Here is a 10669-nt window from a genome sequence, read left to right on the forward strand (position 1 = left end):
CGGGCCAGGAGTTCCTCCGCGTATTCCACGACGCGCTCGTTGAGGTAGCGCGTGTGGATGTTCAGGGTCGAGGCTTGAGCTCGAAGTGCTTCAACGACGCGGGGGTGGGCGTGCCCGACGTGCGGAACGTTGTTGTAGGCATCAAGGTAGCGGCGGCCCGTGACGTCGGTGAGCCACACGCCGGATCCCTGAACGAGGTGGATTGGTTCCTCGTAGAAGAGGGGCGAGTGACGCCCGATCGTCGCGAAGCGGCGGGCCAGAAGTGCTGAGTTGCTCACTGTGAGTCCTTTCCTGGGGACGCAATTGCGGGTCGGCGCCATGGCGAGGCCTGTCCGCGGTCATAGGTGTCGGCGAGTTGGGCGACCCACGGTGCGACATTGGCTGCCACGAAGTCAGACGCGGGATCTCCCGGTCGTTCTGCTGCCCATGCGAGGTAGGTGAGCCCTCGGGCAAGCATGAAGGCGTCCCAAACCGCGATCTCATCCTTGCTGAGGGGACGTTCCTGCGTGTAGCCGGCAATGAGGGCCTGCTCATAATCGAGGTAGCGGGGATGTAGTGCGTGGTGGAAGATCGCGGTCACAAGGTCGAAAACAAACCAGCCGGTGCCAAAGTCGTCGAAGTCTATGAGCACAACGCCGTGCGCAGTTTCGAGGAGGTTCTCGGGGCTTGCGTCGGCGTGGATGATGCCGAACACCGAACTGTCCGTCGGCAGTGCGGAAAGCTGTTCATGGAGCGCAGGAAGTGCCCTGTCCACCGCATCCCGCTCCTCGGTCGTCAGGGAAGTAAGGAGGCGCGGGTCTCCCCAGAGCGGTGATGGTCCAGCCAAGCCGGCTGCGTCCCAGGCCGAACGGCGGAAGCCGGCGGGGATGCCCATCCTGACTGCTGCGGCATGGAGGCGGCCCAGCAGCGCGCCGATCTGCGCGAAGGCGGCGGGTTCGGGATTGTGTCGTCCTGCAAGTACGGACTCGATATCTCCGAAGGGGGAAGCGTCCTCGACCCAGCGCTGTGCAGAGACCTGTCGGCTGTGTTCCCCGACCTGCACCAGAGTGAACAGGTCGCCGTCGAGAGTGGGGATAACCTCCGGGACCTCGACTCCCGCGTCGCGCAGCGCACGGAGGAATTCGAACTCGGAACGTAGTTCTTCTTCGTCACGGTAGCCCGGCCGATGAAGTCGGATCGCGGTCGAACTGCCGGTGGAATCGATGGCACGGAAGACGTGATTCTCCCGATACTTGATGAATTCGACGCGGGAGTCCGGGTCCAGCCCGAAGGGGGCGAGCGCAGCCCGTGCGATGTCATGTGCGTCTTTGATATGCATGATTCTCCCGTCGTGGACAGTAACCCCACTGTCCCATACTCTGGTTCTACTTTCCAGAATCAAATTCTGATTGGAGCAAGATGACGACAACTTTGAAAGAGCGACGTCGGGATCATGTGCGTGCCGAACTGGCCGCTACCACCCTCCAGCTCGTCAGTGAAGAGGGCGTGGAGGCTGCAACCATCGAACGAATCTGCGCGGCCTGCGGCACGTCACGATCCACCATCTACTCCCACTTTCCCGATGGTCGCGATGGTGTCCTAAGAGCTGCATACTTCCGCGCAGGGGAGTCTTTGATCGAGCTGGCGCGGGAGCGGGCAACACAAACCGTCGGATGGGACGCCCGCATCGCCAGTTACGCCCGCACCATGCTTGAGTTCTCAAGTTCAACCAATCTGGGCAGCTTCTACAGTGTCTCTGGGCCCAGCCTCCTCGGTTTTCGCTCCGAGCGTGGAGTAGGCGCGCAAAGCTACTTCGATGACATTCGAACTGAGCTGGCGACAGCCCAGGCAGCGGGCGAGCTGCCAGCCGATGCCGAGCCAGAAACCCTCGCTACCCTGCTCGTATCGAGCCTGCGCGATGCCGGAGTTGCCGCGGCGCAGAACCCGGAACTCTGTGAGCGTTTCGTCACATCGGTCTGGACAATCCTCAAGGGATTGCGGGCGCTTGGACCGAGCGCAATTCCGACGACGCCTGAAAGCCCGACGACGACTGAGAGTGAACAACGATGACTGAGGCACCAGGCAGGGAACAATCCACTGACCGTGTGGTCGCGGTAACCGGCGGTGGCACCGGAATAGGTGCAGCCATTGCCGAGCGCTTTGTCGCCGCCGGCTGGCGTGTCGCGGTGATCGGGCGACGGCAAGGGCCTCTTGAGGATGTCGCCCGCCGTACAGGAGCGCTGCCGATAGTCGCCGATGCGGCGGACTCCAGGGACGCCGCCGCTGCCGTCGCCACCGTGCTCGAACATTTCGGCAGGCTCGACGCATTCATCGCGAACGCCGGTGGTCACGGCTTCGCGGCCCTGGATGAGACGACGGACGAAGCGTGGGCGGCGAGCATGCGCTCCAACCTTGACTCGGCGTTCGTCTTCGCCCGCGCGTCGATTGAGGCGCTGAAGGCGGCACGGGGCTCAATCGTCGTCGTCTCCTCACTCGCCGGTCTCGCGGCCGGGCCGAGCACTATCGGGTACACCACAGCGAAGCACGCGCTCATCGGCCTCACCCGGTCGATCGCTCGTGACTACGGAGTCCACGGCGTGCGGGCCAACGCTATATGTCCCGGTTGGGTGCGGACACCGATGGCGGACTCCGAGATGGACGAGTTTGCGACCCAGGCGGGACTCGACGGTCGAGAGAGTGCGTACACCGCCGTGACGGCCGATGTTCCGCTTGGCCGCCCGGCAGAGCCCTCGGAGGTCGCGGAGGTAACCCTTTTCCTCGCGTCCCCCGCCGCCTCGTACGTCTCGGGAGCCGTTATCCCGGTCGACGGCGGTGCGACGAGCGTCGACGTTCCCACCACGGCGTTCGCCCACGCCGGGATGTGACGGCGGGTCAGGCGTGCGCTGAGGGACCAAGACCGTTCGCTGTTGGTCAACCGCTGAGGGCACTATTTCCTCACACTTGAGATCACACTCAACCACTGGGAGATCTCTGAAATGACTGCACCAGAGCAAAACACCAGCGGCCACCTCGCTCCGAACCAACTCGGAGTTCCGGGCGTGGTCTTCCTGGTCCTCGCGGCCGTCGCACCGCTCACCGTTGCAATTGTTGTCGCTGCGCTGGCGATCGCCCTCGGCAATGGGGGCGGTGTGGTAGTCGCATTCGTCCTCGTCGCGATCACGCTCCTTCTATTCGCCGTCGGCTATGCGCAGATGTCGCGGGAGCTGGCCAATGCGAGCGGCTTCTACGCCTTCATCGTCAAAGGCCTCGGCAAGACGGCAGGCCTCATCGCAGGCTTCATTGCAACGCTGGGCTACAACTTCTTCGTTGCAGGGGCCGTAGGCACGGCAGGCTTCTTCACGAGTATCGTGATCGCACAGATCACCGGCCTCGACATCCACTGGTACCTCGCCGGTGTAGTAGTCATGGTCATTGCCTTCCTGCTCGCGCGTGGCGGCATCGAGCTCAGCGCCGTCGTGCTGGGAATTGCGCTTGTACTCGAAGTTCTTATCCTTCTCGTGTTCAGCGTCTCCGTGCTCGTCCAGACGGGATTCAGCCTGGAGGTCTTCAGCACAGACGTCATTCTGAGCGGGTCATTAGGCGTCGGCCTTCTCCTTGCCGCGACCGCATTCCTCGGTTTCGAGGCGACGTCGCTGTTCAGCGAAGAGGCGAAGGACCCGCACCGCACCATCCCACGCGCAACGTACGCCGCCATTGTGATCGTCGGCCTCATCCACGCCATCACCGTGTGGGCGATCGTCAGTGCTGTCGGGGTGCAGAACGCCCAGGAGACAGCTCTCGCCAGTCTGGAGACCGGGGACCTCGTACTCGTGCTCGTCGACCAGTACCTCGGGCCGTTCATGCTCATTGCGGTCCTGATATTGCTCGTAGTCAGCCTGTTCGCCGCGCAGTTGGCCTTCCACAACGTGGCATCCCGCTACCTGTTCTCGCTGGGCCGGGCGGGTGTGCTTCCTGCCAGCCTGTCACGCACACGTGAGAACGGTGTGCCTCAGAACGCGCTCATGGTCAACGCGGGGTTCGCCCTCGTCGTTGCTGGTCTCTTCGCCTTGTTCGGACTCGATGCGATCACCACGCTCGTCCCCGTCATGATCGGCTTCGGCACCCTGTGCATCCTGGTCCTGCAGATGGCCGCCGCGCTCGCTGTCGTTGTGTACTTCCGACGCCGTGGCGACGCCCGCTGGGGGAAGACCTTCGTGGCACCCGGACTGGGTTTCCTGGGACTCCTCGGAATCTGCACCATGGCAGTCCTGAACTTCTCCGTGCTGGCAGGGTCGGAGGCGTGGTACGTCACGATCCTCCCGTGGCTTCTCGCGCTCGCCGTCGTGGCAGGCGTTGTCTACGGCGCTTACCTGCGCAAGAATCGGCCCGAAGTCTACGGCCGACTGGAAAGTGACCTGGAGCGGTTCGACCCCGATCCTGTTTCCACAACGAGGCACTAATCGACTGAGCGGCCGGCACTTTCCATGGTGCCGGCCGCTTGGCATTCGTGCGGCACTTCTGCAAAGTCCTTGAAGGACTCTCTTCATGGTTTTTCGACGCCGGGAGACTCTCAGGATAGGTTCGCGAGAAGTCCATCGAGCTGTGCACTGTACGACGGCAGTTCGTCGTGTGCCGGCGAGAGGGCAGCGGTGACCTGGGCGCCGAGGAACAAGTTCATCAGTTGTTCGGCCACGACGGAATCCTCCACGCCTGTTGTCACCGATCCAACCTGGCGAGCCTCTGAGAGGTGGCGGAGCAGCGCGAACCGCCACTGCTCCATCGACTGCTGATGGATTGACGCTTTGTCTACGTCAGTAACAGCCTTCTGCCAGAACGCGATGACGATCCGGGCTTCACTGATTTTCTCGTCATCCACCGGCAGAACTTCGAGTCCGAACGCACGAATGGCAGCCAGCCCGGAGCGGTTGAAGGTAGTGAGGGCTATCCGTTCGTTGGTGCGGTTGAAGACGTGGCGAAACGCGAAGGTGAGTAGATCATCCTTTGTGGGGAAGTATGGCTTCAACGCTCCGTTCGAGAAGCCTGCCTCCAGTGCAATGTCCCGCATGGTAGCGCCTTCAATACCGTCGCGGGCGATGATCCGCCAGGTTGCATCCACCAGTTCCAGCCGACGCTGGTCGTGGTCCACGATCTTCGGCAAACTCCAAACTCCTTTTTTGCGGAACCCTTGTGATCCACCTTACTCTCGGTTTATTCTACAACCATAGAAAAACCAGCGGACCGAGGAAGATCCAATGACCATGTCACCCATAGCCACCGAAAATTCATACGCGCTGGCCAGCGCCGATGAGATTCTTGAGGTGCAGCGCATCCTCCGCGACCACGATTTTCTGGGCTCATCCAAGAGAATCGCGTACCTTGGGCTGGTCGATCCCAGTCGTCACGCCGGCAATGGCGAGGAAGGCCGGCGATTCCGCATCTTCATTCACGACGTCTCCGGTGCGGCCCCCCATGATGTCCTGGTTTCCACGACCACGGGCAAGGTCCTCTCGCACGTCGAGTTGGATACTGGGTCCACGGGAGAACTGCCCGTTCTTGAGGAGGAGTTCGAGGTCGTCGAGGAGTTGCTGTCCACCGACGAACGCTGGCTTGCAGCTCTCGCCAGCCGGAACCTGGACGTTGCAAAGGTGCGTGTCGCGCCGCTCTCTGCCGGTGTCTACGAGTACGAGGATGAGAAGGGCAAGCGAATCCTGCGCGGCCTGGCTTTCGTTCAGGAACACGAGACCGACAGTGCGTGGGCGCACCCCGTCGATGGCCTGGTGGCTTACGTCGACGTCGTCGGGAAGGTTGTCACGCAGATACTGGATCTCGGGCCCATGCCCGTACCGGAGGAGCATGGAAACTACACAGATCCCGAGCTGACCGGTCCGTTGCGCACGAGCCAGAAGCCAATCAGCATCACCCAGCCGGAGGGGCCCAGCTTCTCCGTCACCGGCGGCAACCACGTGGAGTGGGAGAACTGGAACCTCGACGTAGGGTTCGACGTTCGCGAAGGCGTTGTTCTGCATAACCTCTCTTTCAACGACAAGGGCCGGATTCGGCCGGTCATTCACCGTGCGTCGATCGCTGAGATGGTTGTGCCCTACGGTGATCCTTCACCGATCCGGTCGTGGCAGAACTACTTCGATACGGGCGAGTACCTGGTGGGGCAGTACGCCAATTCGCTCGAGCTGGGTTGCGACTGCCTGGGCGACATCACCTACCTCAGCCCTGTCATCAGTGACGCGTTCGGGAACCCCCGCGAGATTCGCAACGGTATCTGCATGCACGAGGAAGACTGGGGGATCCTCGCCAAGCACAGCGACCTGTGGTCCGGTGTCAATTACACCCGCCGCAACAGGCGCTTGGTCATCTCCTTCTTCACGACCATCGGCAACTACGATTACGGCTTCTACTGGTACCTCTACCTCGACGGCACCATTGAGTTCGAAGCCAAGGCGACCGGGATCGTCTTCACGTCGGCCTTCCCGGAGGCGGGTTCCGACAACATCTCCCAGATCGCACCGGGACTTGGTGCTCCCTACCACCAGCATCTCTTCAGCGCCCGGCTCGACATGGCGATCGACGGCTTCGCCAACAGGGTTGAGGAGGAGGACATCGTCCGTCAGCCAGTGAGCCCGGATAATCCGCGCGGTAATGCGTTCTCGCGAAAGCGGACTGTGCTCGCCCGAGAGTCCGAGGGCGTGCGGGAAGGCGATGCACGCAGCGGCCGCACCTGGGTGATTTCCAACCCGGAATCCCTCAACCGCCTCGGCGAGCCGGTTGCCTACAAGTTGCACTCCGAGGGTCAGCCGACACTGTTGGCGGACCCCAATTCCTCCATCGCCAAGCGCGCCGCCTTCGCCACTAAAGACCTGTGGGTGACCCGGTTCGCCGAGGAAGAGCGTTACCCGACCGGCGACTTCGTGAACCAGCACGCGGGCGGCGCGGGTCTGCCGGCGTACGTCGCGCAGGACCGCGACCTCGACGGGCAGGACCTCGTCGTGTGGCACACCTTCGGGTTGACGCACTTCCCCCGGGTGGAGGACTGGCCGATCATGCCTGTTGACACGGTCGGCTTCAAGCTCCGCCCCGAGGGTTTCTTCGACCGGAGCCCCGTACTGGACGTCCCACCGACCGCACAGGCATCTGGTGGCCACTGTCACAGCTAGCCTTGGCGGGACCCGGGGGTTTTATATCCATCCCCGGGTCTGCGTCGGGGCTGTGCTGCTGTCGAGCGCCGTGCACTTGTGGGGGGCGGTAAGCCGGCACCATCCGTGGTGGATGAGTCTTTTCATGATCGCCATGGTGGCGGTCTGTCTTCCATGCGCGCTGCATATCTGGCAGGCCTCGTCGGTCAAGGCGCTCCATAACGTTGCAGCATGTGCAGTTGGAATGGCTGGGTTGCATCTGCTGTTGATTCTCGCGGCACCATCGACAGGACATGCGCATGGTGCCGAATCCCGTTCATTTCACGGGGGAGCTTCGGCGACGCAGACCCTGATGATCATCGCGCTCGAGATATCACTTGCCTTGATCGCGACGACGCTTGTCGCGCGACTCCGGGCCGCACATCGGACGAAGCCCGCCCTGGTCCGGAACGATCAACTACTGTAGATACCCCGACGCGGAAGGGAAGGGCACTGTGGGTTGCTGTGGTTCTCCTGAGCGCGCTCACCTGCCCGCGTCCGCGTCCGAACGGTCCGCAGCCGTTTTCTCCTCCCCTGGTTCGACGGCGATCCGCGATCAGGTGCACCTAGCGGCCGGCTCCTTTCATATGGGGGACTCGTTCGACGAGGGTAACCATGGCGACGGGGAGACACCTGTCCATCAGGTAACTCTTAGAGCGTTCTCCATCGACGCCACCGCAGTGACCAACACCTCCTTCGCCCGGTTCGTGGAGGAGACAGGGTACCGAACAGAATCCGAGGTGTACGGCACCTCTGCGGTGTTTCACCTTCTGGTCCAGGCTGATCCGGAGGACGTCCTGGGGGTGGCAGCCGGAACGCCCTGGTGGAGGAACGTCCGTGGAGCGGACTGGGCTCACCCCTATGGGCCCAACTCCAGTTGGAAGGATATTCCCGATCATCCAGTGGTACAGGTGTCCTGGAACGATGCCCAGGCGTATTGCAGGTGGGCTGGGCGGCAGCTGCCAACGGAGGCACAGTGGGAATATGCGGCCCGCGGCGGACTGGAAGGTCATCGGTATCCCTGGGGTAACGAGCTGTTGGGAGCGCACGGCGAGCACCTGTGCAACATCTGGCAGGGCGAGTTCCCCAGGCGAAACTCACAGGATGACGGATTTGTTGGCACCGCTCCGGTCCGGAGCTTTCCGCCGAACGGTTACGGCCTCTATGAGATGAGCGGCAACGTGTGGGAGTGGTGCAACGACTGGTTCCTCCCCAAGTACTACCGCAACTCACCACCCAGCGACCCTGCGGGCCCGACGATCGGCAAGGGGCGGGTGATGCGAGGGGGCTCCTATCTGTGCCACGACTCGTACTGCAACCGGTACCGGGTTGCAGCGCGAAGCTCCAATTCGCCTGACTCCGCCAGCAGTAACTGTGGTTTCCGCACCGCCCAGGTTGCCCCGGCCAGGTAAGGATTCTCGCGGACGTCCAGCCGGCGGCTCAGGCGTGGACGGGAGCGTACTCCAATGCGCTGATAATGCTGTCGGCCAGCATGTCCACGAGCTTTCGGGAGCGCTCCGGGTTCGGATCCGCGAGGTGCTGCATGCTGATTCCGTCGATGCCGGAGATGAACAGGCGGGCAACCAGTTCGAGATTCGTAGGCACCTCCTCGCCGGCCGCCCGTGCTGCCGACTCGAACAGCTCCTGCGTGGCCACGATCCATCCGTGGTACATGGATTGGTTCATTGCCAGGGCGCGAGCTTCGTCGTCCGACTCGACCCGAAACCGGCGCAACAGGAGTTCGAAAGTGGTGACCTGTTCGTGCGGCAGTCGCAGCATCCGTTCCCAGACACGGTGTGCGTGTGCTCTGACGACGTGGGCAAGGCCTGCATCGAGGTCCTCCACGGGCCGCAACGTCTTCGCGTAGTCACGGCTGAGGTAGTTGTAGACCTCTTCGAGCAGCTCGTCCTTATTCCTGAAGCAATAGTGGAGCGCTGCGAGGGGAGCCTCCGCCTCCATCGCGATGCGGCGCGTGGTTGCGGCATTCACGCCGTCGTTGGCAATGACGCGCGCTGCGGCTTCGACGAACTGCAGCCGTCGCTCAGCGGTCGGTACTCGAGCCATCTCATCCCCTCCGGTCTTCCGAACCAGTGTAGGCAGTTGCCTGCGTCCACCGCCGCAGGCGAGGGCTCTGAGGCGGGTTACATACATTTTACAAGAAAGTTCTAGTCAAGTGACCAAGTCATGCGACATACTTGAGGGAATGAGTAATCCAGATCACATCGGAGGTTCCCCTTGAAGAGCTCCCCGTATGCTTCTCCCGCTGCTGACATCGTCGTCGTCAATGGGCAGGTGCCCGAAGGCGTCGGTGTCGTCGATTCGGGTACGGCCTCGTCCGTCGCCGTCCGGGACGGCCGTATCCTCGCTGTAGGCGGGGCGGAGCTCAATGAACTCGTGTCGTCGAGGACCAGGGTCATCGACGCGGAGGGAGGAGCGATCCTTCCTGGAATCAATGACGCGCACCTGCACTTCGTCGCCTCGGCAATGGTCCACTTCGGTTATCTGGATATCGGCGTCAAGGCTGCAGCAAACTGGGGCGAGGTGGCGGCGATGCTGACCTCTGCGACACCAGCGGAAGATGGCTGGGTTCGGGCACACGGTTGGGATCAGGTGGTCCTCGGACCAGGAGGAGCCCAGGCTCTGCTGCACCTCCGGCCGGGAACCCCCGTGGTTGCTTTCGACCAGACCGGGCACCAGTTGCTCGCCAACCGCACCGCCATGGACGCGGCCGGCGTTCCCGAGCAGCCGCGCGTACCCGTCGGCGGCGTGATCGGACGAACTGACGCAGGCCTGCCCAACGGACTCTTCGTGGACGCCGCGATGGAATTCATCACGACCGCCATGCCCCAGGTTCCTCCACAGACTCTGCGTGATGCTGTTCTCAAGTACCAGACCCTGCTGCATTCGCAGGGAATCACATCGCTGACCGAGCCCGGCCTGGGACCCGGAGGTGCCTCCCTGCTCAACGGCACCTGCACCGTCCCGTCACTGGAACTGCTCGGCTCCCTCGCCGAATCGGGTGAGCTCTCATTGCGGATCAATGCGCTCCTGCTCTTTGCGGGCACAGGCGGCATCAGCGCTCAGGCAGTCGGCGAGGGCCTGGCCTCGGGCCTACACCATCTGTATTCCGGCCGGGGCATCGACTCCCAGCTACTGCGCATCGCCGGCGTGAAGGTGTTCGCTGACGGGACTCCCCGTAGCGGAACCGCATGGATGAGCGAGCCCTACGGCGAACAGTGCAGTCACGGATCGATGGTGGTGGCTGGCGCAAACGACCAGGAACGGATCGCCGAACTGAATGAAATTGTCAGGCTCATTCACGACGCCGGCCTCCAGGCAGGTATTCACGCCACAGGAGATGCGGCCAGCGAGGCAGCCGTCGACGCGATCATCGCCGCACAGCGTGCAGACGGGCGGGACGCACGGCACTACATCATCCACGGCGCCTTCCGCAGCAACGAGTCGCTGCCCCGGTTGGCAGCACATGGGGTCGGCTACAGTAC

The 10669-nt window shown here is 62.8% G+C and carries 11 protein-coding genes; 7 read left to right on the forward strand and 4 right to left on the reverse strand.

The window, feature by feature from the left end; genetic code table 11:
• On the reverse strand, nt 1-278 hold a 278-nt coding region (locus RIF85_RS12265; protein WP_309072185.1), incomplete at its 3' end, for an aminotransferase class III-fold pyridoxal phosphate-dependent enzyme.
• Nucleotides 275-1318: a phosphotransferase gene (locus RIF85_RS12270; protein WP_309072186.1), complete on the reverse strand. Its 1044-nt coding sequence runs from the start codon at nt 1316-1318 to the stop codon at nt 275-277. The genes RIF85_RS12270 and RIF85_RS12265, both read right to left, overlap by 4 nt.
• Nucleotides 1319-1398: 80 nt before the next feature.
• On the opposite strand from RIF85_RS12270, the gene RIF85_RS12275 reads away from it, so the two are divergent.
• The 3 genes from RIF85_RS12275 to RIF85_RS12285 all read left to right on the forward strand — a co-directional run bounded on the left by RIF85_RS12275 (nt 1399) and on the right by RIF85_RS12285 (nt 4439).
• Nucleotides 1399-2049 (forward strand): TetR/AcrR family transcriptional regulator, encoded by a 651-nt coding sequence (locus RIF85_RS12275; protein WP_309072187.1) that lies wholly within the window; start codon nt 1399-1401, stop codon nt 2047-2049.
• Nucleotides 2046-2864, forward strand: a complete 819-nt coding sequence (locus RIF85_RS12280) for an SDR family oxidoreductase (protein WP_309072188.1) — start codon at nt 2046-2048, stop codon at nt 2862-2864. The genes RIF85_RS12275 and RIF85_RS12280 overlap by 4 nt, the downstream gene beginning before the upstream one ends.
• Nucleotides 2865-2975: 111 nt before the next feature.
• Nucleotides 2976-4439 (forward strand): APC family permease, encoded by a 1464-nt coding sequence (locus tag RIF85_RS12285; RefSeq protein ID WP_309072189.1) that lies wholly within the window; start codon nt 2976-2978, stop codon nt 4437-4439.
• 110 nt (nt 4440-4549) lie between these two features.
• On the opposite strand, the gene RIF85_RS12290 is transcribed toward RIF85_RS12285, so the two are convergent.
• On the reverse strand, nt 4550-5137 hold the full coding sequence (locus RIF85_RS12290; RefSeq protein ID WP_309072190.1) for a TetR/AcrR family transcriptional regulator: 588 nt from the start codon (nt 5135-5137) through the stop codon (nt 4550-4552).
• Between the two features lie 94 nt (nt 5138-5231).
• Here RIF85_RS12290 and RIF85_RS12295 point away from each other — a divergent pair, with 94 nt between their 5' ends.
• From RIF85_RS12295 to RIF85_RS12305, 3 genes are all read left to right on the forward strand, one after another.
• Nucleotides 5232-7148 (forward strand): primary-amine oxidase, encoded by a 1917-nt coding sequence (locus RIF85_RS12295; protein WP_309072191.1) that lies wholly within the window; start codon nt 5232-5234, stop codon nt 7146-7148.
• Between the two features lie 112 nt (nt 7149-7260).
• Entirely contained in the window at nt 7261-7593 is a 333-nt protein-coding gene (locus RIF85_RS12300; protein ID WP_309072192.1) for a hypothetical protein, read from the forward strand.
• A gap of 61 nt (nt 7594-7654) precedes the next feature.
• Nucleotides 7655-8578 carry a formylglycine-generating enzyme family protein gene (locus tag RIF85_RS12305; protein ID WP_375164436.1) on the forward strand — a complete coding sequence of 308 codons (924 nt, stop codon included), beginning with the start codon at nt 7655-7657 and terminating at the stop codon, nt 8576-8578.
• A gap of 28 nt (nt 8579-8606) precedes the next feature.
• Here RIF85_RS12305 and RIF85_RS12310 read toward each other — a convergent pair whose 3' ends face one another.
• Nucleotides 8607-9230, reverse strand: coding sequence for a TetR family transcriptional regulator (locus RIF85_RS12310; RefSeq protein WP_309072193.1), 624 nt, complete (start codon nt 9228-9230; stop codon nt 8607-8609).
• 171 nt (nt 9231-9401) lie between these two features.
• Here RIF85_RS12310 and RIF85_RS12315 point away from each other — a divergent pair.
• Nucleotides 9402-10669: amidohydrolase family protein (locus RIF85_RS12315; RefSeq protein WP_309072194.1), on the forward strand; the 1268-nt coding region annotated here is incomplete at its 3' end.

This window comes from Arthrobacter sp. (genome assembly GCF_031179385.1).
In the GTDB taxonomy this organism is placed as follows: domain Bacteria; phylum Actinomycetota; class Actinomycetes; order Actinomycetales; family Micrococcaceae; genus Arthrobacter_D.